The sequence below is a fragment of the Falsiroseomonas selenitidurans genome, assembly GCF_012103215.1.
GTDB classification, from domain to species: Bacteria; Pseudomonadota; Alphaproteobacteria; order Acetobacterales; family Acetobacteraceae; genus Falsiroseomonas; species Falsiroseomonas selenitidurans.
On record NZ_JAAVNE010000007.1, the window covers coordinates 23,322 to 48,469 of the forward strand.

Below are 25,148 nucleotides of genomic sequence, written 5' to 3' on the forward strand. Positions count from 1 at the left end.
CCCATGCGCCAGATCGTGCTGGATACCGAGACCACCGGCCTCGACCCCGCCTCCGGCGACCGGGTGATCGAGGTGGCGGCGATCGAGATCTTCAACTTCATGCCGACCGGCGCGACCTACCACCAGCTGGTCGACCCGGAGCGCGACATCCCGGAGGAAGCCACGCGGGTGCACGGGATGACGGCGGAGATGCTGCGCGGCAAGCCGCTGTTCCGCGACATCGCCGACCCGATGCTGGCCTTCCTGGGCGAGTCCGAGATCATCGCCCACAATGCGCCCTTCGATTTCGGCTTCCTGGATGCCGAGCTGGTGCGCGCCGGCCGGCCGCGGCTGGACCGGTCGCGGATGGTGGACAGCCTGGCGCTCGCCAAGCGGCGCTACCCCGGCCTGCCCAACAGCCTGGATGCGCTGTGCCGTCGGCTGGGCGTGGATAACTCCATGCGCACCAGCCACAACGCGCTGCTCGACGTGAAGCTGCTGGCCGAGGTGTTCCTCGAGCTGATGGGCGGCAAGCAGCCGGGCTTCGAGCTGGCGGCGACGAGCAGCCGCCCGGCGCTGCCTGGCGCGATCGTGGTGGCGCCGGTGGCGCGCACGCCGCGTCCCATCACCCCCAGCCCGGCGGAGCGGGAGGCGCATGCGGCCTTCGTGGCCAAGCGCCTGAAGGACCCGCTGTGGCTTACGCTGGGCGCGGCGCTGGACTAGGCTCCCGGCCATGTCGGCATCCCGTCCCCGCGTTGCGCTGTTCGTCACCTGCCTGGTGGACCTGTTCCGCCCCTCGGTCGGCTTCGCCGCCATGAAGCTGCTGGAACAGGCAGGCTGCGAGGTGGTGGTGCCGGAAGTGCAGACCTGCTGCGGCCAGCCCGCCTACAACAGCGGCGACCGCGCCACCGCCACCGATCTGGCACGCGGCGTGGTGGATGCCTTCCTGCCCTATGACTACACCGTGGTGCCTTCCGGCTCCTGCGGCGGGATGCTCAGCCATCATTATCCCGGGCTGTTCGCGGACGACCCGCATTACCGCGGCCGTGCCGAAGCGCTGGCCGCCAAGACCTTCGAGCTGATGGCCTTCCTGGTGGATGTGCGCGGCCTGGCGCAGGTGCCGGCCGGCTTCGACGGCATCGTCACCTATCACGACAGCTGCTCGGGCCTGCGCGAGCTGGGCGTGAAGGCGCAGCCGCGCAAGCTGCTGGCCAGCATCCCCGGCCTGGCACTGCGGGAGATGGGGGACAGCGAGCTGTGCTGCGGCTTCGGCGGCACCTTCTGCGTGAAGTATCCGGACATCTCCACCCGGATGGTCGGCGACAAGACCAAAGACATCGCCGCCACCGGCGCCGACACCCTGCTGGCCGGCGACCTCGGCTGCCTGCTGAACATGGCGGGCAAGCTGTCCCGGGAAGGCTCGCCGGTGCAGGTCCGCCACGTGGCCGAGGTGCTGGCCGGGATGACGGATGAGGTGGCGCCGATCGGGATGACGCCAAGCGGGATGGCGAAGGGCGGGTAGCCCCGCCTCAACGCCAGCCCTGCGCCGTGGCATAGGCGGCGATGCGTTCCGCCGCGCCTTCGGCCAATTTGCCGATCTCCTGCGGGCCGCGCGCCTCGCCCACCGCGCCGCGGATGGCGGTGCCGGCCACCACCAGCCCGGCGCCACGGCCGGCGCCCAGCACGCCGCCGGGCATCCTGCCGCTGTCGGCATCCAGGGTGAAGCGGTCCACCACCCGGCTGCCGGCGGCATCCTGCCAGGTCAGCTCCGCCGCGCCGGCGACGCGGCTGGCGCCGAGGCCGAAGCCGACCACGGCGCGGCGGGCGCGGTTGCCCTCCTCCAGCGCGGTGAACTGGCCGCCCACCACCAGGCGCGGCAGGGCGGTGGCGGCGCCGGGCTCGGCGATGGCAAATCCCTTCTCCCGCAGCGCGGCAACCAGCGCGGTGCGGAAGGCGGCCACGGCTTCCGCCGCGGCGGCCTGGCGGGCGGCGGTGTCGTCGCCACCCATGGCGCGGCGGGCGCGCAGCAGCGGCGCCGAATCCAGCGTCACCCGGGCGGGGTCGAGGGTGAAGGGTGCCACGGCGATCTGCGCCGGGCGGGGCAGGGGCGCGGCCTGCGCGGTGCCGGCCGGCGCGGCGGCCATCGGCTCCACCCGCGCCTGGGAACAGGCGCCGAGCAGAAGCCCGGCCAGGGCGAGGGTCGGCAGGATCGGCAGTCGGGTCATGCGGGCAGCCCTTGGTGAAGGCCCGCATTGGCGCAGGCAGGTGTTGAGGAAGTGTAGCGACTACACCACGCGCACCGCCCCATCGCTTGGCAGGTCCGGCGCGCCGAGCGCCACCAGCAGGGCGCTGCGCAGCGCCGCCAGCTTGCGCTCGTTCTCCACCTTCAGGCCGAACACGTCCTTCACGTAGAAGACGTCCACCGCCCGCACGCCATAGGTGGTGATGTGGGCGCTGGCGATCTGCAGCCCCTGGCCGCTGATCGCCGCCGTCACCGCATGCAGCAGCCCCGGCCGGTCGCGGCCGTTCACCTCGATGACGGTGTGGGTGTTGGAGGCATGGTTGTCCAGCACCACCCGCGGCGGGATGGTCACGGCGCGCAGCCGGGCCGGTTCGCGCCGCACCTTAGCGATCTCCGCCTCCAGCCGCAGCCGGCCCGACAGCGCCTGCTCGATCAGCACGGAAAGCCGCGCCAGGCGGTGCGGTGCGTCGAAGGCGCCGCCGGCGGCGTCCTGCACCCAGAAGGTGTCCAGCGCCATGCCGTTGGTCATGGTGTGGATGCGCGCATCGACGATGGAGGCGCCGGCCACGGCCAGCGCGCCGGCGATGCGGCTGAACAGGCCCGGGTGGTCGGAGCAATAGACCGTCACCTCGGTGACGGAACGCGCCTCGATCACCCGGCTGCGCACGGTCAGCGGCGCCTGGTCGGCCTCCGCCTCCCGGATCATCTCGGCGTGGCGGGCATGGGTCTCGGGGTCGAAGGACAGCCAGTAGCCGGGGTAGCCCAGGCCCAGGAAATGGTCCGTGTCCGCCTTCGCCTGGTGCGTCAGCAGGGCGGCGGCGGAGGCCCGGGCGCGGGCCACGCGGGTGTCGCGTTCCGGCACCGAAAGCCCGCCGGCCAGCACTTCCGCCACGCGCCAGTACAATTCGCGCAGCAGCGTCGCCTTCCAGCCATTCCACACCTTCGGCCCCACCGCGCGCATGTCGGCCACCGTGAGGACCAGCAGCAGGCGCAGCCGTTCGGGGGATTGGACGGTCTCGGCAATGTCCAGAATGGTCTTGGGGTCGTCGATGTCGCGCTTGAAGGCGGTCTGGCTGATCAGCAGGTGGTTCAGCACGAGCCAGGAGACGGTCTCCGTCTCCTCCGGCGACAGGCCCAGCCGCGGGCAGATCTCCTGCGCCACCTGGGCGCCGAGTTCCGAATGGTCGCCGCCGCGGCCCTTGGCGATATCGTGCAGCAGGACCGAGACATACAGCGCGCGGCGCGACTGGATCTGGCCGATGAGCTCCGACGCCACCGGCGCGATCTCGTTCAACTCCGCCCGCTCCAGGGATCCCAGCACGCCGATCGCCTCGATCGTGTGCTCCTCCACCGTGAAGACATGGTAGGTGTCGAACTGCATCAGGCCGACGATGCGCGCCCAGTCCGGCATGAAGCGGGACAGGAAGCCCACCTCGTTCAGCACGCGCATGGTGCGGGCCGGGTCGCGGCCGGTCAGCAGGTCCAGGAACAGCGCATTGGCGGGCGGGTTGTCGCGCAGCTGCACGGCGTAGCGCGCATTGCGGATCAGCGCCCGGTGGGCGAGGGGGTGGATCTCCAGGTTGCGGTCGCGCGCGGCGCGCACCAGGCGCAACATGATGGCCGGGTCGGCGGCGATGTTGCGGTCTGGCGCGAACAGCACTTTTCCGTCGGCCAGCGCCATCCCGGCCTGCGACAGCGCCGCGTCGCCGGCGGGCAGCACGGCGGGCGGGCCCAAGGCCGCGCGTTCCAGCGCGGGTTCCAGCAGCCGCGTCAGGCGCACCACGTCCCGCGCCGTCAGGAACAGGTGCTTCATGAAGCGCTCGACGCCGTCCTGCACGCCATGCCGGGTGTATCCCATGCGGGCGCCGACCACGGGCTGCAGGTCGAAGGTCAGGCGCTCCTCGGCCCGGCCGGTGACGTAGTGCAGGTGGAAGCGGACGGTCCACAGGAAGTTCCAGGCGCGGCGGATGGCGCGCGCTTCCTGCGGGGTCAGCAGCCCGCCGCCGGGAGAATCCGCCCCGACCAGTTCTGGCATCCGCTGCACGCCGAAGGCGTGGCGGGCCAGCCAGTACAGCGTCTGAAGGTCGCGCAGCCCGCCGCGGCCTTCCTTCACATGGGGTTCCACCAGGAAGGGGCTTTCGCCGTAGCGGGCGTGCCGCGCCTGGCGTTCCGCGCGCTTCGCGGCCAGGAAGGGGGCCAGGCCGCTGGCCTTGCGGGCGGCCAGGAAGGCGGTGGTGAAGCGTTCGAAAACCGGGCGTTCGCCGGCCAGGAAGCGGGCGTCGATCAGCGCCGTCTGGATGGTGACGTCGCCGCGCGCATCCTCCACGCATTCGCCCAGCGTGCGGGTGGCGTGGCCCACCTTCAGGCCGAGGTCCCACAGCAGGTAGAGCAGGAATTCGACGGAGCGCCTGCCCTGCGGCCCCAGCGGCTGGTCGGACAGGAACAGCAGGTCGATGTCGGAATAGGGGGCGAGGACGCCGCGGCCGTAGCCGCCGGTGGCGATCAGCGCGAAGGGCGGTTCCGCCGGCGCGTCGGGGTTGGCGCAGCTGGCCAGGGTGTAGCTGTGGATGGCGGCGACAATGCCGTCGGTGAGCGCGGCGAGCCATCGGGCGGCGCCGAGGCCGGAGAGGTCATGCGCCTCGAAGGCCCGCTGCACGCGGCCCTGGACGCGGCCGAGCTGCCGGCGCAGCAGGCCGAGCGCGGTGTCGCGCGGGACGGGCCGCCCCCCTTCCACCAGCCCCGCGATGAGGTCCGGCAGGACCTCGGGCGGTTCGGCTGGCAGGGCGAGAGCGGCCGCCGGGGTTGGCGGTTGGCCGAGGCTGGCGGTCATTCCTGTCACACTACCGTGTCGCCCTGCGGCGCAACAGGGTTCTCTTGCTGCGCTGCGGAAACTTCCGGCGAGGAATCGTGCGGCAATGTCGCCAGGGCCTTCAGCCGATACAGCGCCTCCTGCGCCTCACGCGGGGAGAGCGAATCCGGGTCCAGCGCCTCCAGCTCCGCCTGCAGGGGGGAGGGCGGGGTGGCGGGGGGGCGGGGGGCGAACAGCGGCAGCTCCTCGGCCAGCGCGTCGCGCCCGCCGGCGCGGGCACGGGCTTCCAGCGCCGCCAGCACCTCCGCCGCGCGTTTCAGCACCGGGCGCGGCACGCCGGCCAGCCGCGCCACATGCACGCCCCAGGAGCGTTCGGAGGCGCCGGGGCCGACCAGATGCTGGAACACCACCTCCCCACGCCATTCCCGCACCTGCATCCGCGCCAGCTGCAATTCCGGCAGGCGCCCCGCCAGGGCGGTCAGCTCATGGAAATGGCTGGCGAAGATCGCGCGGCAGCGGATGCGGTCGTGCAGCGCCTCCAGCACCGACCAGGCGATGGCGAGACCGTCCCAGGTGGCGGTGCCGCGGCCGACCTCGTCCAGCACCACCAGGCTGTTCGCCGTCGCCTGGTTCAGGATCGCCGCCGTCTCCGCCATCTCCACCATGAAGGTCGAGCGTCCGCCGGCGATGTCGTCGCCGCCACCGACGCGGGAGAACAGCCGGTCCACCAGCCCCATCCGGGCGCGCGCCGCCGGCACGAACAGGCCCGACTGGGCGAGCACCACCATCAGCGCATTCTGCCGCAGCCAGGTGGATTTGCCGGCCATGTTCGGCCCGGTCAGCAGGCAGAGCCGGCGGCCCGGCGACAGGTCGCAATCATTCGGCACGAAGGCCGCGCCGCGCGCGCGGCGCTGCATCGCCTCCACCACCGGGTGGCGGCCGGCGGCGATGTGGAATTCCGGGCGCTCCGCGATCTCCGGCCGGCACCAGCCGCCCTCTGCCGCCAGCGTCGCCGCGGCGGCGTGCAGGTCGAGCTCCGCCAGGGCGCGCGCCGCGGCGGCAATGGCGCCGCCCTGTTCCAGCGCCAGGCGCTTGAGATGGGCGATGCAGGCGCGCTCCCGCACCGCAGCGCGTTCCCCGGCCTCCGCCACCTTGCGGTCCAGCTCCGCCAGGGCGGGGCAGGTGAAGCGCATGGCGTTCGCCATGGTCTGGCGCAGGATGGGGCCATGCGGCTGGCCGGCGGCGACGGGCGGCGCCTGCACCAGCTTCTGCCCGGCGGCGGCGGGCATTTCCGCCAGGAAGCCGAATTGCTGGTGATGGCGGATCTTCAGGCTGGCGACGCCCCAGGCCTGGGCAAGGTCCAGCTGCAGCGCCGCGATCGCCTCCCGCGCCCCGTCGCGCAGGCGGCGCAGGGCATCCAGCTCGCCGTCGTAGCCGGCGGCGATGACGCCGCCATCCTCCAGCCGCGCCGGCACTTTTTCGGTGTTCAGGGCGCGGGCGTATTCCTCGGGCAAGCCAGGGTCCAGCCGCAGCGCCGCGCCGGCGGCGGCGATGGCGGGCGGCGGCGGCAGGGGGGCGTCCGCGATCGCCGCGGCGGCGGCCTCGGCCCGCGCGAAGCCGCTGGCCAGCGCGGCCAGGTCGCGCGGGAAGAAGCGGTCCACCGCCAGGCGGGCCAGGGCGCGGGCCATGTCCGGCGCGCCCTTCAGCGTGGCGCGCAGCGCGCCGCGCGTGGCTTCCGCGCCCAGCAGGAAATCCACCGCGTCATGCCGCGCGGCGACCGCCGCCGCATCGGCCAGCGGCGCCGAAAGCCGGCCGGCCAGTTCCCGCGCCCCGGCGGCGGTCAGCGTGCGGTCGACCGCAGCGAACAGCGTCGCCTCCGTCCCGCCGCGCTGGTCGCGCAGGATCTCCAGGCTGCGGCGCGTCGCGGCATCCAGCGCCAGCGTGCCGGCCGCCCCCGCCTGCGGCCGCGGCGGGTCCAGCCGCGGCAGGGCGCCGGCCTGGGTTTCCCGGACATAGGCGACGGCGAGCGCGGCCGCCGCCAGCTCCGCCGCCGCGAAGCGACCGAAGCCGTCGAGCGTCGCCACCTCGAAGGCATCGCGCAGCAGGCGGCCAGGGTCGCGCGGCGGGGCGCGTTCGGCGATGCGGCCGGGCAGGCGCTGCGCCAGCGCTGGCAGGGCGGCGAGGTCGGGCGGCGCCACCGCCTCCACCGGCTCGATCCGCGCCAGCAGCCCGGCGAGGTCGTCCCGGGCCAGGGCCATGGTCTCGAAGCCGCCGGTCGAGACATCCACCCAGGCGGCGCCGAGACCGCCTTCCGCCTCGGCCAGCGCCAGCAGCCAGGCGGGGCGGGCAGCGTCCAGCAGGCCATCCTCCGTCACCGTGGCGGGGGTGACGACGCGCAACACCTCGCGCCGGATGGTCGGCGCCTTGCGCTTCTTGGCCTGCTCCGGCGTTTCCATCTGGTCGCAGACGGCGACGCGGTAGCCCTGGCGGATCAGCCGGGCGAGGTAGGCTTCCCAGGCATGCACCGGCACGCCGCACATCGGCACCGGCTGGCCGCGATGCTCGCCACGGAAGGACAGCGCGATATCCAGCGCCACCGAGGCGGTTTCGGCATCGCCGAAGAACATCTCGAAGAAATCGCCCATGCGGAAGAACACCAGCGCATCCGGATGCGCGGCCTTCGCGGTGAACCACTGCGCGAGCGCGGGGGTCGCGCCTTCGGCGCGCGGAATTTCTGCCCGAGCGGCGCGCGGCGTGGCGCTGCCTTCGATGGGATGAATGCGGGGCGGATCGCTCACCGTCCATCGATAGACCGCCGCGCCGCGCCTGCGAAGGGCCTGCCGCTTAACCCGCCAAAGCCCGGCAACGCAGCTGCGAAGCGGCTGTCTTCCCAGGCTCGCCGGAGGCTGCGATGAAGAGGGGAAGCGAGTTGGGGAAGACACGACACCATGGATGACGCGCGCAAGGAACCGGGCAAGGAACCGGGCGAGGCGCTGGCTGATACCCGCACCGCCCGCATCACGGAGCAGGAAGCGCTGGCGATGCACGCCGAGGGAAGGCCGGGCAAGCTGGAGATCCGGCTGACCAAGCCGCTGACCACGGCGCGCGACCTGTCGCTGGCCTACAGCCCCGGCGTGGCGTTTCCCTGCCTGCACATCCACAAGGACCCCTCGCTGGCCTACGACTACACCAGCAAGGGCAATTTCGTCGCTGTCATCAGCAACGGCACGGCGGTGCTGGGGCTGGGCAATCTCGGCGCGCTGGCCTCGAAGCCGGTGATGGAGGGCAAGGTCGCGCTGTTCAAGCGCTTCGCCGATGTCGACGGCATCGATTTGTGCCTGGACACGGAGGATGTGGACGCCTTCGTCAATTGCGTCCGCTACCTCGGCCCGTCCTTCGGCGGCATCAACCTGGAGGACATCAAGGCGCCCGAATGCTTCGTCATCGAGCAGCGGCTGCGCGAGCTGATGGACATCCCGGTGTTCCACGATGACCAGCACGGGACGGCGATCGTCGCCGCCGCCGGCCTGATCAACGCCTGCCACCTGACCGGCCGCGACCTGAAGTCGGTCAAGCTGGTGATCAACGGTGCCGGCGCCGCGGCGGTGGCCTGCGCCGAGCTGGTGAAGGCCATGGGCATCCATCCGCAGCACGTCATCCTGGCCGACACCAAGGGCGTGATCTATCGCGGCCGGACGGAGGGGATGAACCAGTGGAAGTCGGCGCATGCCGCCGACACGCCGTGCCGCACCCTGGCGCAGGCCATGGAAGGCGCGGATTGCTTCATGGGCCTGTCCGTGAAGGGCGCCGTGACGCCGGAGATGGTGCGCTCCATGGCCGCGCACCCGATCATCTTCGCCATGGCCAACCCGGACCCGGAGATCACGCCGGACGAGGCGCGCGCGGTGCGGCCGGATTGCATCATCGCCACGGGGCGCAGCGACTATCCGAACCAGGTCAACAACGTCCTCGGCTTCCCCTTCATCTTCCGCGGCGCGCTGGATGTCCGCGCCTCCACCATCAACGACCCGATGAAGGTCGCCGCCGCGAACGCCCTGGCGTTGCTGGCGCGCGAACATGTGCCGGAGGAGGTTTCCGGCGCCGGGGCCGGGCGCGGCCTGCGCTTCGGGCCGGACTACATCATCCCCAACGCCTTCGACCCGCGCCTGATCAGCCGCATCCCGCCCGCCGTCGCCAAGGCGGCGATGGACAGCGGCGTGGCGCGCAAGCCGATCATCGACCTGCACCGCTATGCGCGCGACCTGGCCGGGCGGCTGGATTCCACCGCCCAGGCCATGGAGGCGATCGCCGAGCGCGTGCAGTCCAACCCGCGCCGCGTGGTCTTCGCGGAAGGGGAGGAGGAGCGTGTGATCCGCGCCGCCATCGCCTTCCGCAACGCCGGCTACGGCACGCCGGTGCTGGTGGGGCGGGAGGACCGGGTGAATGCCACGGTCGCCGGCCTCGGCATCGCCATGCCGGATGGCATCGAGATCCACAATGCGCGGCTGTCGGACCGCAACCGCGCCTATGCGGATTGGCTCTATGCCCGCAAGCAGCGGGAGGGCTTCCTGCTGCGCGACTGCCAGCGACTGGTGAATCTGGACCGCAACGTGTTCGCCGCCTGCATGGTGGCCGCCGGCGATGCGGATGCCATGGTCACCGGCGCCACGCGCAGCTATGCGCAGACGCTGGAAGGCGTGCTGACGGCGATCGACCCGGCGCCGGATACGGTGCTGTTCGGGCTGACGCTGATGCTGGCGCGGCGGTCCGGCACCGTCCTCGTGGCGGATACCGCGATCCATGAACGGCCGGACGCGGCGACGCTGGCCGAGATCGCCACGCGCGCCGCCGCCGCGGCGCGCCGCCTGGGGCATGAGCCGCGCGTCGCCTTCCTGGCCTTCTCCACCTTCGGCGACCCGAAGGGCAGCATCCCGGGCAATGTGCGGGATGCGGTGAAGCTGCTGGACCAGCGGCAGGTGGATTTCGAATATGACGGCGAAATGGCCGCCGACGTGGCGCTGGACCCGGGGCTGCGCGCGGCGCTGTACCCGTTCTGCCGCCTGACCGGCCCGGCCAATGTGCTGGTGATGCCCGGCCTGCACGCCGCGCATATCCTGACCAAGGCGGCGCCGCGGCTGACCAGCGCGCAGACCATCGGCCCGCTGCTGATGGGCCTGTCCGCCCCGGTGCAGATCGTGGGCATGGAGGCGGGGGTGAACCAGATCCTCGACATCGCCTGCCTGGCCGCCCACGCCGCGCTGCCGAAATAGCCATGGCGGCGCGGCTGTTCACCATCGGGTACGAGGCGGCGACGCCCGCCAGCCTGCTCGGCGCGCTGCGCCAGGCGGGCATCGCCACGCTGGTCGATGTCCGCGCCCTGGCGAACAGCCGCAAGCCGGGCTTCGCCAAGCGGGCGCTGGGCGCGGCGCTGGAGGAGGCCGGCATCGGCTACCTGCACGTGCCGGCGCTGGGCACGCCGGCGGAAGGCCGCGTCGCGGCGCGGGCCGGCCGGCCGGCGGAAATGCGCCGCATCTTCGCCGCCCGCCTGGCGGGGGTGGAGGCGCAGGCTGCGCTGGCGGCACTGCGCGACCGGGCGGCGGCGGAGCCGGTCTGCCTGCTGTGCCTGGAGGCAGACCCGGCGCAGTGCCACCGGACCCTGGTGGCGGAGGCGGTGGGCCTGCCCTTTGCCCATCTCCACCCCGCGGAGCAGCCTCAGCCCCTGGGCGGCTTGCCGCCGAGGTAGCGGCGTTCCGGCCGGTAGGTCAGCCAGCGGCGCAGGTTGCGCAGGAAGTCGCGCACCGGGGTGCGGGCGCGGAAGGCGAGCGGGGCGAGGCTTTCTGCAGTCAGGGTTGCGGACATGACGGGGGGCTCCCGGGTTCGGGTTCGCCCTCCTGGCGTCCAGCGGCATCGTGCCATGTGACAGTTTCGCAGCCTCGCCTTAACCGCTTGTTGCGGAGGCGGGGTTTGGTCCGGCGGGGCGCGGGGCTATGCTCGCGGCCTGATCCGACCGGAAGGTGGCCTGACGCGTGCTGCGACGCCTGTTCTCCCCCCGCCGCGCCGGCCCGGCCAGGCCCGCCCGCACCACCTATTGCTTCCTCGGCAACCGCGCGGTGGCACTGACCCACTCCAACCTGAAGATCTTCCTGGATGTGCGCGACGTGGGCATGACGCCGCACATCGCGCTGTCCGGGGAGTGGGAGCGGCATGTGGAACGGCTGCTGCGCCGGCTGCTGCGGCCGGGCGCGCAGGTGGTCGAGGTTGGCGCCAGCATGGGCTACCATACCCTGGCCATGGCCCAGGCGGTGGGGCCGCGGGGCCATGTGCATGCCTTCGAGGCGAATCCCCGGGTGCTGGCGCTGCTGCGCGACAGCCTCTCCGTCAACGGCTTCAACGACCGCGTCACGGTGCACGCCGCCGCCGCGCTGGACGAGCCCGGGCGGGTGGGCTTCGCGGTGCATCCCCAGCATATCGGCAGCGGCCATGTGGCGCTCGCCGAGACCGTCGCCGGCTACCCCGAACGCTTCGAGGCGCGCGGCGTGCGCATCGACGACGCGCTGGCGGAACTGCCGGCCGTGGACCTGATGCGGCTGGATTGCGAGGGCAGCGAGCCGCTGGCGTTGCGCGGGGCGGAGGCGCTGATCCGCCGCTCCCCCGGCCTGGTCATGGTGACGGAATGGGATGCCCACATGATGGGCGCGCGCGGCGAGATCGCCGGCTTCGAAGCCTGGCTGCGCGACCAGGGCCTGGTGCATGCGCAGGAAGTGACACCGGACGGGCTGCGCCCGCTGGCCCCAGGCAGCCTGGCCGGCATCGCCCATGCCGACCTGCTGCTGTCCCGCCGGCCGATCGACTGACCATCACCGGCGGCACGAAGGCGGCCCCCTCGTGTGCCGGCGAGGCGCGGCGGCCTGCCCGTCACCCGTCCAGGCGGATGCCCAGCTCCCGGATCAGCGGCCGCCACAGCGCATTCTCCCGCTGCACGAAGGCGGCGAATTCGGCTGGCGTCCAGGGCTGGTACTCGATGCCGAGGTCGGCCAGCCGCCGGGCGATATCGGTGGAGGTCATGGCGCGCACCATCTCCTGCGCCAGGCGGGCGATGACGGGGGCGGGGGTGCCGGTGGGCACGCTCATCCCCTGCCAGCCATAGGCCACGGTGTCGGCGAAGCCGAGCTCCACCAGGGTGGGCACCTGCGGGAACAGCGCGCTGCGCGCCTCGCTCATCACGCACAGGGCGCGCACGCGTCCATCGCGGATGAAGGGGGTGCCGGTGGCGGTGTCGATCACCACCACGTCCACATTCCCGGCCAGCAGGTCCTGCATCGCCGCCGGGCCGCCGCGATAGGGCACGTGTTCCGCCGCCAGGCCCGTGCGCCGCTTCACCAGCTCCATCGCCAGGTGGTGCGGGGAGGCGACGGCCGGCGTGCCATAGGTCGGCGCCCGGGTCTTCGACGCCGCGACCAGCGCGGTGAAATCGGTGGCCGGGTCGTTCGGCCGCACCACGATGTAGAGCGGGAAGCGGCCGATGAAGCCGACGCCGGTGAAGTCGCGGTCCGGGTTGTAGGGCAGGCGCGAGTAGAGCGCCGGATTGTAGACCAGGATGCCGTTGTCGACATGCATCCAGGTATAGCCATCGGCCGGGCTGCGCGCGACCAGGTCGCTGGCCAGCACGGCGCCGCCGCCGGGGCGGTTTTCCACCAGCACGTTCTGGCCGAGCCGCGGCGTCATTTGCGCCGCGATCAGCCGGGCGAAGGCGTCGGAGGCGCCACCCGGCGGATAGCCCACCACCCAGCGCATCGGCCGTTCCGGCCAACTGCCCTGCGCCCGGGCCTGGCCGGCCAGCCCGGCCATGCCCAACCCAGCCAAAACCTCGCGACGACCGAACATGCAACCTGCCTCCGCCTGTCGGGGGCCATCATGCGGGCTGGCGTGCCGCGCGCAACAGGCGCCTTGCGGCGCCGGCGGGCGGATGCGGCGGTTGCGCCGAAAAAACGGGCGCCGGAAGCCCGTTCCGGCGGCAGGCCGGGTCTGCCATGCGCAGGCTGCGCATCGCATCCCCCCAACTTTGTCTTGATCCTGCCATGTCCAGGGATGACATTCGCGGAATGCGCGCAATGGTCGGTATTTCCTGCTGTGTCAAAGCCTTCGGCATCTTCGGCACGCCGAACCACGCGGCGTCCGACAGTTATGTTCGGGTGTCGCTCGGCCCGGTCGGCGCCGTGCCGGTGCTGCTGCCCGCGGCCGGGGAGGCCCTGGTGCCGGACATCCTGCCGCGGCTGGACGGCCTGCTGCTGACCGGCAGCCGGTCCAACGTGCATCCGGATTTCTACGACGGCCCGGCCCATGCGGAAGGCACGCCGGAAGACGTGCAGCGGGATTCGACCACGCTGCCGCTGATCCGCGCGGCGGTGGCGGAAGGCCTGCCGGTGCTGGCGATCTGCCGCGGCTTCCAGGAGCTGAATGTGGCGCTGGGTGGGTCGCTGGACCAGCGGATCCAGGATCTGCCGGGGCGCATCGATCATTCCACGCCCTCCGACCAGAAGCTGCCCGGGGTGCGGACCGGCAAGGCGCATGCGGTGCGGATCGCCCCCGATGGCCAGCTTGCGCGGCTCTGGGCCGCCGCCGGCCTGCGCGTGGCGCCGGAGGCGGTGCCGGTGAATTCGCTGCACAACCAGGGCATCTGCCGCCTGGCGCCGCGCCTGGTGGCGGAGGCCTGGGCGCCGGATGGCACGGTGGAGGCGGTGCGGCTGGCGGAGGCGCCGGGCTTCTGCTGCGGCGTGCAATGGCACCCGGAATATGACTGGGAACAGGATGCGCGCAGCCGCGCCATCTTCGAGGCCTTCGGCACCGCGGTCGCCGCCTGGGCGGCCGGCCGACGGCCCGAACAGGCGGCGCGGCGCGCGGCGGCGTGAAGCGCCTGCCGGCCGCCGGGCCGGAGAAGGTTTTGCACCGGGCGCAGCGGACGCGCTACAATGGCCCGGCCGGCCGACTATCGCCGGCGGCGGCCCGGTTCCCCTGCCGGCTCGCCCGACCATTCCGATCGGAAGTGAACAGCATGGCGCCCGGTCACCCCCCTGACCGGGCGCTTTGCGTTGGAAGGCAGTGGCGATGGATGCGGCCAGGCTGGCGGCGCTGAAGGCACGCTTCGCGCCGGAGGGCGGGGAGGCGGAGACGGCGCCGGAGACGCAGGACCCGCTGTTCCGCCGCATCATCGAAAGCCAGTTCACCGGCGACCGCCGCGCCTGGCCCTTCGCCGGGCTGGCCAGCTTCTGCGGCGCCCGCTTCCAGGCCGACCCGCTGGCCGATCCGCCCGATATCGGGCTGGTGGGGGTGCCGATGGACCTCGGCGTGACCAACCGCGCCGGCGCCCGGCTGGGGCCGCGCGCCATCCGTGGGGTGGAGCGCATCGGGCCCTATGAGCCTGCCCTGCACATGGCGCCGCTGACCGAGGCGCGCGTGGCCGATATCGGCGACGTGCCCATGGCCTCGCGCTTTTCGCTCGAGGGCTGCCATGCGGATATCGAGGCGCATTTCAGGGCGCTGCACCAGGCCGGCATCCGCACCGTGGCGGCCGGCGGCGACCATTCCATCAGCCTGCCCATCCTGAAGGCGCTCGGCGCGGGGCGACCCCTGGGGATGGTGCATATCGATGCCCATGCCGACACGGGCGGGCCGTATGAGGGCACCCGTTTCCACCATGGCGGCCCCTTTCGCCAGGCCGTGCTGGACGGCGTGCTGGACCCGGACCGCACCATCCAGATCGGCATCCGCGGCGGCGCCGGCTATCTCTGGGAATTCTCGGCCGTCAGCGGCATGACCCTGATCGAGATGCACAAGGTCACGGAGATGGGCCTCCCCGCCGTGGTGGAACGGGCCCGCAAAGTGGCGACCGGGCCGATCTATGTCTCCTTCGACGTGGATGCGGTGGACCCCGGCTTCGCGCCGGGCACCGGCACGCCGGAAGTGGGCGGCCTGGCCCCGCGGGAGGTGCTGGCGCTGCTGCGTGGCCTGGCCGGGCTGGATGTGGTGGCCGGCGACGTGGTGGAGGTGGCGCCGCAATACGATTCCGGCACCGCGACCGCGCAGATCGGCGCCCAGGCGATGTTCCAGATCCTGTGCCTGCTGCTGCGCGCGCCCTCGTTCCGCCGAGGCGGCGAAGGCTGAAATCGGCGGGAGTCCGGGCCTTCAACTCGGGATTCCCGCCTGTTAGAATGCCAACCCGCGCGGTGCGGGTAGGGGTCGGCCTGTCGCCGCCAGATGTCGGGAATCCAGGTGCCATGAAATTCACGGTCGACAGGGCGGTGCTGCTCAAGGCGCTGGCGCATGTGCAGAGCGTCGTCGAACGGCGGAACACCATCCCGATCCTGGCGAATGTGCTGCTGGAAGCCCGCGAGGGTGGCCTGCGCCTGACCGCGACGGACATGGAGATCGCGGTGGTGGAGGATGTGCCGGGGGTGACGGTGGGCCGCACCGGCCGCACCACCGCCCCGGCGGCGACGCTGTTCGAGCTGGTCCGCAAGCTGCCCGACAGCGCCAAGCTGGAGCTGGACCACCCGGGCGGCGACGCGCAGATGACGCTGCGCGCCGGCCGCTTCGATGCCAAGCTGGCGGTGCTGCCGGTGGAGGACTTCCCCTCCATGACCGAGGGCAAGCTGCCGCACCGCTTCATGCTGAACGCCGCCCTGCTGCGCGGCCTGATCGACAGCACGCGCTTCGCCATCAGCACGGAGGAGACGCGCTACTACCTGAACGGCATCTACCTGCACGCCACGGAAGCCCAGGGCGGCAAGGTGCTGCGCGCGGTGGCGACGGACGGCCACCGCCTGGCCCGGGTGGAGGAGGCGCTGCCGGATGGCGCCGAGGGCATGCCCGGCGTCATCATCCCCCGCAAGACGGTGAACGAGCTGCGCAAGCTGGCGGAGGAGGTGCAGGACGAGATCGCGGTGGCGCTGTCCGACACCAAGATCCGCTTCACCCTCGGCGCCGTGCAGCTGACCTCCAAGCTGATCGACGGCACCTTCCCGGAATATGAGCGGGTGATCCCGCGCGGCAACGACAAGATCCTCCGGGTGCAGAAGAAGCATTTCGCCGAGGCTGTCGGCCGCGTGGCGGGCATCAGCAGCGAACGGTCGCGGCCGGTGAAGCTGTCCATCGACCGCAACCACCTGCTGCTGTCGGCCGCCAGCGCGGAGCTGGGCCAGGCGCAGGAGGAGCTGGATGGCGACGTGGTGCAGTACGAATCCACCCCGCTCGAGATCGGCTTCCAGGCGCGCTACCTGAACGACATCACCGACCAGATCGCCGAGACGGTGGAGTTCCGCTTCTCCGACGGCTCCGCCCCCACCATCGTCACCGACAGCGCGAAGCCCGAGGCGCTGTATGTGCTGATGCCGATGCGGGTCTGATCCGGCTTGTGGTCGGCACCGCCCGGGCCATCTCCGGGCGGCCATGAACCACATCCCCCCCGCCGCCGCCCGGCCCCTCCACCTGCCCGACTGGCTGGTCGGCGAGCTCCGCTCCGACCATGCCGGGGAAACCGGCGCGGTGATGATCTATCGCGGCATCCTCGCCTTCGCCCGGGACCCCGCCATCCGGGATTTCGCCGCCCGCCATGGCGCCACCGAACAGGGGCATCTGGACCTGCTGGAGGGGCTGCTGCCGCCGGCCCAGCGCAGCCGGCTGCTGCCGATCTGGCGCGTGGCCGGCTGGCTGACCGGGGCGCTGCCGGCCCTGGCGGGCAACCGCGCGGTCTATGCCACCATCGACGCCGTCGAAACCTTCGTGGACCATCACTACCAGGCGCAGATCGACCGCCTGGACGCGGAGCGCAGCCATCCGGAAATCCGCGCCCTGCTGGCGCATTGCCAGGCGGAGGAAGTGCACCACCGGGACGAGGCGCGGGAGGCGGCCGATGGACCGGCCGGCGCCCTGCTGCGCGGCTGGGCCTGGCTGGTCGGCACCGGCTCCGCCGCCGCGGTGCAGGCGGCACGGCGGATTTAGCCGCGGCCCGATTCCGTGCTTGAACCGGCCCGGCATGTCGGGGGTTCGGGCGTGGAAGACGAGGTGGACGCGCTGGTGCTGGGCAGCGGCGCGGCCGGGCTGACCGCGGCGTTGACCGCCGCCGTGGCCGGGCTGCGCGTGCTGGTGCTGGAAAAGACCGACCGGATCGGCGGCACCAGCGCCATGTCCGGCGCCGGCACCTGGATCCCCGCCAACCACCACGCGGAAGCCGCCGGCATCGCCGACAGTCCGGCGGAGGCGCTGGCCTATATCCGCGCCGCGGCGCCGGAGGGCTGGGCCGAAACCGAGGATGCGCTGTGGCAGCGCCTGGTCACCGCCTCCCCCGCCATGCTGCGCTTCGTGGAGGCGCATTCGCCGCTGCGCTTCCGTCTTACACCGGAAGGCGACCCGCTGCGCCACCTGCCGGGGGCGAAGCCGCGCGGGCGCATGCTCTCGCCCCTGCCGCTCAGCCGCTTCCGGGCCGGGCGCTTCGCGTTTCGCATCCGGCGCTCCACCATCCCGGAGATCTTCACCTATCACGAGGCGGTGGAGACGGACCTGTACCACCACCCCTGGCGTACCGCGCTGCGGCTGTGGCCGAGGCTGGCCTGGCGGCTGCTGACGAACAGCCGTGGCAAGGGCACGGCGCTGATCACCGGGCTGGTGCGCGGCTGCCTGGATGCGGGCGTGCGGATCGAGCATTCGGCGCAGGCGGTCGAGCTGGTGCAGGATGAATCCGGTGCGGTGACGGGCGCGGTGGTGGAGCAGGGCGGCCGGCGCCGCACCCTTCGCGCGCGGCGCGGCGTGGTGATCGCGACCGGTGGCTTCGAGTGGGATGCGGTGCGGCTGGAGCGGCACTTCCCGGGGCCGGTGGACTATCTCGGCAGCCCGCCCGGCAACACCGGCGACGGTCATCGCCTGGCGGAAGCGGCCGGCGCCGCCTTGGCGCATATGGACCAGGCGACGCTGACGCCGGCCGTGCCGGTGCGGCATGAGGGCCGGCTGATGGCCCGCCCGGTGCCCTTCCACACCGAGCCCAACGCCATCCTGGTGAACCGCTACGGCGTCCGCTTCGTGAACGAACTCACCTTCAACATCGGCGAGGCGATGGATGCGCGCGACGCCGCCGGCCAGCCGCGCCACCTGCCCTGCTGGGTGATCGCCGATGCGCGGCTGCTGGAGCGCCTGCCGCCGGCCCGCTGGGCGGCGCAGGACGATCCGGCCTGGCTGCGGCAGGCCGACAGCCTGGCCGCCCTGGCGGCGCGGATCGGACTGGACCCGGCGGCGCTGGAGGCCAGCGTGGCCCGCTACAACGCGGCCTGCGCGGCGCAGAAGGATGCCGAATTCGGGCGCCCCTCCGCCGCCGATGCCGCCGCCAGCGGCGACCGGCGGCGGCGCGGCGGGCTGGAGGCGATCACCCGCGCGCCTTTCCTCGCCATGCCCTTCAACCGCGCCATCCTGGGCACCAAGGGCGGGCCGCGCACCAATGACCAGGCGGAGGTGCTGCGGCCGGATGGCAGCGTCATCGCCGGGCTGTTTGCGGCCGGCGCCTCCTCGGCCAATCCGCTCGGCACCCGCGGCGTCGGCACCGGCACCACCATCGGGCCCTACATGGCCTGGGGCCATGTGGCGGGGCTGCGGCTGGCGCAGCGGAATGGCTGACCCGGCATCGCCCCGATGCCAAGTGTAGATCGTATGCGTTTCGTGGCGAATCCTGCTTCCCGTGCGCGCCATCGGGTGCAAGGCTGGCCGCCTGGCATCGGGGGCGCAACGGATGGGCGCGGCACGCAGGCTGCGGATCGGGGTCGATGTCGGCGGCACCTTCACCGACCTGGCCCTGGTCGATGAGGCGACGGGGCGCATCGTCTTCCACAAGGTGCCCTCCACCCCCGCGGATCCGTCCCAGGCGATCGAGACCGGCATCCTCGGCCTGCTGCAGCGGGCCGGCGGCGCGGCGGCGGAGGTCGCCTTCCTCGGCCACGGCACCACGGTCGCGACCAATATGGTGATCGAGCGCCGCGGCGCCCGCACCGGCCTGCTGACCACCCAGGGCTTCCGGGACGTGCTGGAGATCGGCCGGCAGACCCGGCCGCATCTGTACGACTACGCGGTGACGCGCCCGGCCCCGCTGGTGCCGCGCCGCCGGCGGCTGGAGGTGGCGGAGCGGGTGACGGCGGATGGCGCCGTGCTGCGCCCGCTGGACGAGGCGGCGGTGGCGGCGGCGACCGAGGCGCTGCTGGCAGAAGGCGTCGAATCCATCGCCATCGGCTTCCTGCACGCCTGGCGCGACCGCCGCCACGAAGCCGCGGCGCGGCGGGTGGTGGAGCGCGTCGCACCCGGCCTGTACCTGTCCTGCTCGCATGAGGTGCTGCCGGAATTCCGCGAATTCGACCGCTTCAGCACCACGGTGCTGAACGCCTATGTCGGGCCGCGCATGGCCCGCTACCTGGACCGGTTGCAGGGCCGCGTGCGCGGCGCCGGCATCACGGCGCCGCCCTACACCGTGCATTCCAATGGCGGGCTGATGTCGGTGGCCACCGCCGGCGCGGCGCCGGTGCGCACCTGCCTCTCCGGCCCCGCCGCCGGGGTGATCGGCGCGGCGGTGGTGGCCGGGCAGGCGGGCTTCCCGGATGTGGTGACCTTCGATGTCGGCGGCACCTCCACCGATGTCGCGGTGATCGCCGGCGGCGCGGCCACCAGCACCTCCGCCCGCGATGTCGCCGGGCACCCGGTGAAGGTGCCGGCGATCGGCATCGACGTGATCGGCGCGGGCGGTGGCAGCGTCGCCTTCATCGATGCCGGCGGCGGGCTGAAGGTGGGGCCGCGCAGCGTCGGTGCGGAACCCGGGCCGGTGGCCTATGGCCGCGGCGGCACGGAGCCGACGCTGACGGACGCCAACATCGTGCTCGGCCGGCTGGACCCGGTGGCCCTGCTGCGCGGCGCCATGCCCGTGGATGCGGCGGCGGCACGGGCGGCCGTGCAGGCGCGCATCGCGACGCCGCTGGGGCTGAGCCTGGAACAGGCGGCGCTCGGCATCATCCGCGTGGCGGTGGCGAATATGGGCCGCGCCATCCGCGGCGTGACCACGGAACGCGGCTATGCGCCGGAAGCCTTCGCGCTGTTCGCCTATGGCGGCGCCGGCCCGCTGCACGCGACGGAGGTGGCGGCCGAATGCGGCATCCCGGTGGTGGTGGTGCCGCGGGAGCCGGGGACGATGTGTGCGCGCGGCATCCTGCTGGCCGATGTGGCGCTGGATTTCGTGCGCAGCGAGATCGCGCCGCTGGATGAAGCCGCCTGGGCCCACGCCGCAACCCGCTTCGCGGAGATGCAGGCGGAGGCCGAGGCCTGGCTGGAGTCGGAGGCCGTGCCGCCGGACCGGCGCGACGCCGACCGCGCCGTGGATTTGCGCTACCAGGGCCAGAATTTCGAGGTGCGGGTGAAGCTGCCGGACGCCGCCGCCACCCTGGACGCGGTGCTGGACTCCTTCGCGCAGGAACACGCCCGCACCTATGGCTACGCCATTCCCGGCCGGACGGTGGAGCTGGTGAACTGCCGGCTGACCGCGCTGGGCCGGATGCCGCGCGGCGCGCCGGAACCGCCGCCCGCGGGCGGCGCGGTGGAGGCCGCGCGGATCGGCCTGCGGGATTGCTACTTCGATGCCGAGATCGGCTGGCGGTCCACGCCGGTCTATGACCGCGACCTGCTGCCGGCCTGCGCGCGCCTGGCCGGCCCCGCGATCATCGAGGAGATGAGCGCCACCACCGTCGCCTTCCCCGGCCAGACGGTGGAGCTGGACGACGACGGCAACATCGTGCTGCGACAGCCCGCCCGCACGGCGCGGCGGCAGGAGTTGACGGCCCATGCCTGACATCGCGCCCGCCAGCCCCGCAGCCGCCGCCGACCCGGTGGCGATGGAGGTCTTCGCCAACCGCCTGCTCTCCATCACCGAGGAGATGGGGCACATCCTGATCCGCGCCTCCTTCTCCACCAACATCAAGGAGCGCAAGGATTGTTCCGTCGGCATGTTCGATGCCGGCGGGCGCTGCATCGCCCAGGCGGCGCACATGCCGCTGCACCTGGGCTCCCTGCTCGGCGCCGTGCGCAGCGTGCTGGAACACACGCCGGCCAGCGCGATGCGGCCGGGCGACGCCTTCATCTGCAACGATGTCTTCCTGGCGCGCGGCACGCACCAGCCGGACATCACCATCGTCACCCCGGTGTTCTGCGACGGCCGCGTGGCCTTCTTCGCCGTCAACACCGGGCATCATTCGGATGTCGGCGGCCCCTACCCCGGTTCCATGTCGCAGACCGCGCGCAGCATCTTCGAGGAAGGGCTGCGCATCCCGGTGATGCGCATCTGCCGCGAAGGCGTGCTGGACGAGGACCTGCTGGCGATGATCGCGCATAATTCGCGCGAGCCGGTGGAGCGCACCCTGGACCTGCGGGCGCAGGTGGCGGTGAACATCCGGGGCGGGGAGCTGATGCTGCGGCTGGTTGCCGCCGACGGGCTGGCGCCGGTGGAACGCGCCATCGCCGACCTGCTGGCCTACACCACGCGCCGGCTGCGTGCGCGCATCGCCGCCCTGCCGGATGGCGACTATGCCGGCGAGCGCTGGATGGACAGCGACGGCCTGCCCGGCGGCGATCCCATCCGGCTATGTGCCACGGTGCGCAAGCGCGGCGAGGACCTGCTGCTGGACTTCGCCGGTTCCGCCCCCCAGGCGCGGGGGGCGATGAACGTCGCCGGCGTGGCGCTGGAAGCCACCTGCTACTACGCGGTGAAGGCGCTGCTGGACCCGGACCTGCCGGCCAATTCCGGCCTGTTCGAGGCGGTGCGCATCTCGGCGCCGGAAGGCAGCATCCTGAACCCGCGCTTCCCGGCGGCGACGGCGGTGCGCGCCATCACCTGCAACCGCGCCGCCGGCGCCATCTTCGACGCGATGAGCCAGGTGGTGACGCCGGAGCGCAACATGGCCGGCAGCCATGACAGCGTGCCGCTGCTGCTGGTCTCCGGCCAGCGCCGCGCCGCGGGGTCCACCGGCACCTATGTGTATCTGGAGACGCTGGCCGGCGGCATCGGCGCCCGGCGCGGCGCGGATGGCGCCGATGCGACCCAGGTGCACACCGTCAACAGCAGCAACCTGCCGGCCGAGGCGCTGGAGATCGAGTATCCGCTGCTGGTGGAGGATTACGCGCTGGTGCCGGATTCCGGCGGCGCCGGGCGCTGGCGCGGCGGGCTTTCCCTGGCGCGGCAGATCAGCTCCCGCGTCGATGGCTCGCTGATCACGGCGCGCGGCGAGGGCTATGTGACGGCCGCCCCCGGCTTCGAGGGCGGGCATGCCGGCGGGCTGGCGCGGCTGCGCCACAACCCCGGCACGCCGGCCGAAAAGCCGCTGCCCACCGCCACCACCGCCCTGCCCATGGCGGCGGGCGACGCGGTGCGGATCGAGACGCCTGGCGGTGGCGGCTTCGGTGACCCGGCGCTGCGCGCGCCGGAGGCCATCGCCGCCGACATCCTGGACGGCAAGGTGACGCGTGGCGCCGCGGACCGCGACTACGGCATCTCCGCGGTCGCCGCCGCGCTCGCAAATTGGAAGGATCCGGCATGACGTTCCGCCTGACGCGCCGCGCCCTGCTGGCCGCCGCTGCCCCCTTGCCTGCCGCCTTGGCCTCCCCCGCCCTGGCGCAGGCGCCCTGGCCGCAGCGGCCGATCCGGCTGGTGGTGCCCTTCCCCGCCGGCGGCGGCACCGACGTGGTGGCGCGCATCTATGCGGCGAAGATGAGCGAACTGCTCGGCCAGCCCATGGTGGTGGAGAACCGCGCCGGGGCCGGCGGCAATCTCGGCATCGAGCATGTGGTACGCAGCGCGCCGGATGGCCATGCGCTGGTGCTGTCCTCCAACGGGCCGGTGGCGGTGAACCGCTTCCTGTTCCGCAACCTGCCTTTCGACCCTTCCCACGACCTGGCGCCGGTCAGCATGACCTTCCGCATCGAGCAGGTGCTGGTGGTGCGCAACAGCCTTGGCGTGGACAGCGTGGCGGCGTTCATCGCGCTGGCCCGGCAGCGGGAGCTGAACTGGGGATCGGGCGGCACCGGCTCCTCGCTGCATCTGGCGGGCGAGTTGTTCAAGCTGCGCGCGGGGGTGAACCTGGTGCATGTGCCCTACCGCGGCGGCGCGCCGGCGATGAACGACCTGGTGGCCGGCAACATCGATGCGATGTTCGACAGCCTGCCCTCCTGCGTGCCGCAGATCCGCGGCGGGCGGGTGCGGGCGCTGGCGATCTGCGCCGCCCGGCGCCATGCCCTGCTGCCTGAGGTGCCGACGATGCAGGAGGCCGGGGTGGCGAACTACGTCGCCGGCACCTGGGGCGGCATCTTCGCCCCGCGCGGCACGCCGGCGCCGGTGATCGCGCGGCTGGCGGAGGCCACGGCCGAGGCGCTGGCCCATCCGCCGACGCGCGAGGCCCTGGCGCGCGCCGGTGGCGATGCGCAATCCTCCACGCCCCAGGAACTGGCGGCGATGCTGCAGGCGGAGATCGCGCAATGGGGCGTGGTGGTGCGGGAAGCCGGGATCACCCCGGCCTGACGGCCGCCGCCCGGTCCCGATCCAGCTGCGCCAGGATCTCCGGCATCCGGTCCTGCGCCTGTTCGGACAGGGTCTCGAACAGGCTGTTGCCCTGCGCGTCGATGCCGACCGTGACGGGGCCCAGCCCCTCCACGGCCAGCCGCACCAGCCGGTAATGCGCCACCAGGTCGTTCCAGGCCACCGCGCGCACGGCGGTGATGGCGCCCGAATGCAGCGGCGCGCCGCCGCCGAGGAAGGAGAAGTAGACGCAGCCGACCTCGGCCATCGCTTCCCGGCAGGCCGCGTCCAGCCCGCCCTTGCCGCCCACCGCGGTCAGCCCGAAATGGCGGATCAGCCGCGGCATGATCGGGTTGAAGCGGGTGCTGGTGGTGGGGTTCATGTACAGCACCTCCAGCCCGCCATCGGCGGTGTCCTGGCTGTAGCTGCCGAGATGCAGCAGGGACCCGTTGCGCAGCTCGATCGGCGGATCGCGCCCCGCCTCCGCGCAGGCCAGGATGCGGTGATGCGTCGGCAGGCCGGCGGTGATGGTGATCTCGCCATCCAGCAGCACCATGTCTCCGGCGCGGAGCGAGCGCGCATCCTCCCGTGACAGGGGCATGGTGACGCGGCGGTAGCCGGAGAACAGGGCGCTCATTCCATCCGCTCCACGGAGCCGTCCGCATGGAGGCGCGCGCGGGTGCGGCGGTTGATCCAGCAGTTGAAGCAGACGGCGACCGGCGTGTAGCCATGGCCGCTGCTGTAATCCACATGCACGGCCAGCGCCGTGGTGTCGCCGCCGGTGCCCATGGGGCCGAAGCCGGTGGCGTTCACCGCGCGCAGCAGGCGTTCCTCCATCGCCGCCAGCACCGGCTCCGGGTTCAGGCTGCCGATCGGGCGGTAGGTGGCCTTGCTGGCGATCTTCGCGGCGACGTCGAAGCTGCCGCCGATGCCGACCCCGATGATCACCGGCGGGCAGTGCTGCGACCCCGCCTGCATCACCGCCTTCATCACATAGGCCTCGATCTCCGCCAGGCTGGGGAAGCTGAAGGTCTCCGCCTGCGCCCAGCGGCCAGAGCCGAGCGCCTTGGGCTGGCAGGCGATCTCGATCCAGTCGACGCCGGATTCCACCTCCCACGTCACCAGCGGCATGTCCTTGCCGAAATAGCCGCGCTCATTGGTCAGCGGGTTGGTCACATGCTTCAGCAGCGGCGGCTTGATGCGGTCCACGAGTTCAGCGAAGCCGTCGCGGATCGCGGCCTTGATGTCCCCCTCCCACCGCGCCTCGGCGCCGAGCGTCACGCGGAACACCGGCACGCCGGCGTCGGAGCAGACGAAGCGGTCCTCCTTCTCCGCCCGCATCGCGGAACCCAGCATGATCTCCAGCACCCGCTGGGCGCCTTCATGCGTTTCCGTGGCACGGGCGCGGCGCAGCGCGTCCTTGGTGTCGTCCGGCACGCGGCGCAGCGACCAGTCATAGAGCTGGGCGGACAGCGTCTTCACGGCGTCCTGGGTGATCGGCATCCTGCTTGGGCTTCCCTTCCCCAAAAAGGTCATTA

Annotated in this window: 20 protein-coding genes; 13 read left to right on the top strand and 7 right to left on the bottom strand. The window is 72.6% G+C overall.

Going from position 1 to position 25,148, the window contains the following annotated elements:
- Positions 1-3 precede the first annotated feature (3 nt).
- The gene (gene dnaQ / locus HEQ75_RS06265) at positions 4-702 is read left to right on the top strand and encodes a DNA polymerase III subunit epsilon (protein ID WP_168028321.1); all 699 of its coding nucleotides are present in this window, start codon (positions 4-6) and stop codon (positions 700-702) included.
- Between the two features lie 10 nt (positions 703-712).
- The gene (locus HEQ75_RS06270) at positions 713-1,501 is read left to right on the top strand and encodes a (Fe-S)-binding protein (RefSeq protein ID WP_168028323.1); all 789 of its coding nucleotides are present in this window, start codon (positions 713-715) and stop codon (positions 1,499-1,501) included.
- 7 nt (positions 1,502-1,508) lie between these two features.
- Here HEQ75_RS06270 and HEQ75_RS06275 read toward each other — a convergent pair whose 3' ends face one another.
- The 3 genes from HEQ75_RS06275 to mutS are packed head-to-tail and all read right to left on the bottom strand — an operon-like array spanning position 1,509 to position 7,762.
- Entirely contained in the window at positions 1,509-2,204 is a 696-nt protein-coding gene (locus tag HEQ75_RS06275; RefSeq protein WP_168028325.1) for a DUF4410 domain-containing protein, read from the bottom strand.
- 60 nt (positions 2,205-2,264) lie between these two features.
- Positions 2,265-5,051, bottom strand: a complete 2,787-nt coding sequence (locus tag HEQ75_RS06280) for a [protein-PII] uridylyltransferase (RefSeq protein WP_168028337.1) — start codon at positions 5,049-5,051, stop codon at positions 2,265-2,267.
- Between the two features lie 5 nt (positions 5,052-5,056).
- Positions 5,057-7,762, bottom strand: coding sequence for a DNA mismatch repair protein MutS (mutS, locus tag HEQ75_RS06285; RefSeq protein WP_168028563.1), 2,706 nt, complete (start codon positions 7,760-7,762; stop codon positions 5,057-5,059).
- A 216-nt stretch (positions 7,763-7,978) separates the two neighbouring features.
- Here mutS and HEQ75_RS06290 point away from each other — a divergent pair, with 216 nt between their 5' ends.
- On the top strand, positions 7,979-10,300 hold the full coding sequence (locus HEQ75_RS06290; protein ID WP_209318377.1) for an NADP-dependent malic enzyme: 2,322 nt from the start codon (positions 7,979-7,981) through the stop codon (positions 10,298-10,300).
- Between the two features lie 2 nt (positions 10,301-10,302).
- The gene (locus tag HEQ75_RS06295; protein WP_168028339.1) at positions 10,303-10,773 is read left to right on the top strand and encodes a DUF488 domain-containing protein; all 471 of its coding nucleotides are present in this window, start codon (positions 10,303-10,305) and stop codon (positions 10,771-10,773) included.
- Here HEQ75_RS06295 and HEQ75_RS06300 read toward each other — a convergent pair.
- Complete coding sequence (locus tag HEQ75_RS06300; RefSeq protein WP_168028341.1) at positions 10,743-10,889, bottom strand: hypothetical protein; 147 nt, start codon at positions 10,887-10,889, stop codon at positions 10,743-10,745. The two genes, HEQ75_RS06295 and HEQ75_RS06300, sit on opposite strands and share 31 nt — an antisense overlap.
- A gap of 167 nt (positions 10,890-11,056) precedes the next feature.
- On the opposite strand from HEQ75_RS06300, the gene HEQ75_RS06305 reads away from it, so the two are divergent.
- Complete coding sequence (locus HEQ75_RS06305) at positions 11,057-11,884, top strand: FkbM family methyltransferase (RefSeq protein ID WP_168028343.1); 828 nt, start codon at positions 11,057-11,059, stop codon at positions 11,882-11,884.
- Between the two features lie 61 nt (positions 11,885-11,945).
- Here HEQ75_RS06305 and HEQ75_RS06310 read toward each other — a convergent pair whose 3' ends face one another.
- Positions 11,946-12,914 carry a Bug family tripartite tricarboxylate transporter substrate binding protein gene (locus tag HEQ75_RS06310; RefSeq protein ID WP_235961340.1) on the bottom strand — a complete coding sequence of 323 codons (969 nt, stop codon included), beginning with the start codon at positions 12,912-12,914 and terminating at the stop codon, positions 11,946-11,948.
- A gap of 218 nt (positions 12,915-13,132) precedes the next feature.
- Between HEQ75_RS06310 and HEQ75_RS06315 the strand changes: the two genes are divergently transcribed.
- The 8 genes from HEQ75_RS06315 (at position 13,133) to HEQ75_RS06350 (ending at position 23,613) form a co-directional block, all read left to right on the top strand.
- Positions 13,133-13,939 carry a gamma-glutamyl-gamma-aminobutyrate hydrolase family protein gene (locus tag HEQ75_RS06315; protein WP_168028345.1) on the top strand — a complete coding sequence of 269 codons (807 nt, stop codon included), beginning with the start codon at positions 13,133-13,135 and terminating at the stop codon, positions 13,937-13,939.
- Between the two features lie 196 nt (positions 13,940-14,135).
- Positions 14,136-15,191 carry an arginase family protein gene (locus tag HEQ75_RS06320; RefSeq protein ID WP_168028347.1) on the top strand — a complete coding sequence of 352 codons (1,056 nt, stop codon included), beginning with the start codon at positions 14,136-14,138 and terminating at the stop codon, positions 15,189-15,191.
- Positions 15,192-15,304: 113 nt separating this feature from the next.
- A complete protein-coding gene (dnaN, locus tag HEQ75_RS06325) occupies positions 15,305-16,432 on the top strand; it encodes a DNA polymerase III subunit beta (protein ID WP_168028349.1) in 1,128 nt (375 codons plus the stop codon).
- A gap of 43 nt (positions 16,433-16,475) precedes the next feature.
- Positions 16,476-17,027, top strand: a complete 552-nt coding sequence (locus HEQ75_RS06330; protein WP_168028351.1) for a demethoxyubiquinone hydroxylase family protein — start codon at positions 16,476-16,478, stop codon at positions 17,025-17,027.
- Positions 17,028-17,078: 51 nt separating this feature from the next.
- Positions 17,079-18,689, top strand: coding sequence for an FAD-dependent oxidoreductase (locus HEQ75_RS06335; protein ID WP_168028353.1), 1,611 nt, complete (start codon positions 17,079-17,081; stop codon positions 18,687-18,689).
- Positions 18,690-18,801: 112 nt separating this feature from the next.
- Complete coding sequence (locus HEQ75_RS06340) at positions 18,802-20,895, top strand: hydantoinase/oxoprolinase family protein (RefSeq protein ID WP_168028355.1); 2,094 nt, start codon at positions 18,802-18,804, stop codon at positions 20,893-20,895.
- Positions 20,888-22,636, top strand: coding sequence for a hydantoinase B/oxoprolinase family protein (locus tag HEQ75_RS06345; protein ID WP_168028357.1), 1,749 nt, complete (start codon positions 20,888-20,890; stop codon positions 22,634-22,636). Before HEQ75_RS06340 ends, HEQ75_RS06345 begins: the two co-directional genes overlap by 8 nt.
- Positions 22,633-23,613: a Bug family tripartite tricarboxylate transporter substrate binding protein gene (locus HEQ75_RS06350; protein ID WP_168028359.1), complete on the top strand. Its 981-nt coding sequence runs from the start codon at positions 22,633-22,635 to the stop codon at positions 23,611-23,613. Before HEQ75_RS06345 ends, HEQ75_RS06350 begins: the two co-directional genes overlap by 4 nt.
- Here HEQ75_RS06350 and HEQ75_RS06355 read toward each other — a convergent pair.
- Together HEQ75_RS06355 and HEQ75_RS06360 are read right to left on the bottom strand one after the other, a co-directional pair.
- A complete protein-coding gene (locus HEQ75_RS06355) occupies positions 23,600-24,247 on the bottom strand; it encodes a fumarate hydratase C-terminal domain-containing protein (RefSeq protein WP_209318378.1) in 648 nt (215 codons plus the stop codon). The genes HEQ75_RS06350 and HEQ75_RS06355 overlap by 14 nt on opposite strands.
- A complete protein-coding gene (locus HEQ75_RS06360; protein ID WP_168028361.1) occupies positions 24,244-25,113 on the bottom strand; it encodes a fumarate hydratase in 870 nt (289 codons plus the stop codon). The genes HEQ75_RS06355 and HEQ75_RS06360 overlap by 4 nt, the downstream gene beginning before the upstream one ends.
- Between the last annotated feature and the right edge of the window lie 35 nt (positions 25,114-25,148).

Coding starts and splice junctions, on each gene's coding strand:
- dnaQ (WP_168028321.1), top strand. CDS start 4: ATGCGCCAGATCGTGCTGGATACCGAGACCACCGGCCTCGACCCCGCC.
- HEQ75_RS06270 (WP_168028323.1), top strand. CDS start 713: ATGTCGGCATCCCGTCCCCGCGTTGCGCTGTTCGTCACCTGCCTGGTG.
- HEQ75_RS06275 (WP_168028325.1), bottom strand. CDS start 2,204: ATGACCCGACTGCCGATCCTGCCGACCCTCGCCCTGGCCGGGCTTCTG.
- HEQ75_RS06280 (WP_168028337.1), bottom strand. CDS start 5,051: ATGACCGCCAGCCTCGGCCAACCGCCAACCCCGGCGGCCGCTCTCGCC.
- HEQ75_RS06290 (WP_209318377.1), top strand. CDS start 7,979: ATGGATGACGCGCGCAAGGAACCGGGCAAGGAACCGGGCGAGGCGCTG.
- HEQ75_RS06295 (WP_168028339.1), top strand. CDS start 10,303: ATGGCGGCGCGGCTGTTCACCATCGGGTACGAGGCGGCGACGCCCGCC.
- HEQ75_RS06300 (WP_168028341.1), bottom strand. CDS start 10,889: ATGTCCGCAACCCTGACTGCAGAAAGCCTCGCCCCGCTCGCCTTCCGC.
- HEQ75_RS06310 (WP_235961340.1), bottom strand. CDS start 12,914: ATGTTCGGTCGTCGCGAGGTTTTGGCTGGGTTGGGCATGGCCGGGCTG.
- HEQ75_RS06315 (WP_168028345.1), top strand. CDS start 13,133: ATGCGCGCAATGGTCGGTATTTCCTGCTGTGTCAAAGCCTTCGGCATC.
- HEQ75_RS06320 (WP_168028347.1), top strand. CDS start 14,136: ATGGATGCGGCCAGGCTGGCGGCGCTGAAGGCACGCTTCGCGCCGGAG.
- dnaN (WP_168028349.1), top strand. CDS start 15,305: ATGAAATTCACGGTCGACAGGGCGGTGCTGCTCAAGGCGCTGGCGCAT.
- HEQ75_RS06330 (WP_168028351.1), top strand. CDS start 16,476: ATGAACCACATCCCCCCCGCCGCCGCCCGGCCCCTCCACCTGCCCGAC.
- HEQ75_RS06340 (WP_168028355.1), top strand. CDS start 18,802: ATGGGCGCGGCACGCAGGCTGCGGATCGGGGTCGATGTCGGCGGCACC.
- HEQ75_RS06345 (WP_168028357.1), top strand. CDS start 20,888: ATGCCTGACATCGCGCCCGCCAGCCCCGCAGCCGCCGCCGACCCGGTG.
- HEQ75_RS06350 (WP_168028359.1), top strand. CDS start 22,633: ATGACGTTCCGCCTGACGCGCCGCGCCCTGCTGGCCGCCGCTGCCCCC.
- HEQ75_RS06355 (WP_209318378.1), bottom strand. CDS start 24,247: ATGAGCGCCCTGTTCTCCGGCTACCGCCGCGTCACCATGCCCCTGTCA.
- HEQ75_RS06360 (WP_168028361.1), bottom strand. CDS start 25,113: ATGCCGATCACCCAGGACGCCGTGAAGACGCTGTCCGCCCAGCTCTAT.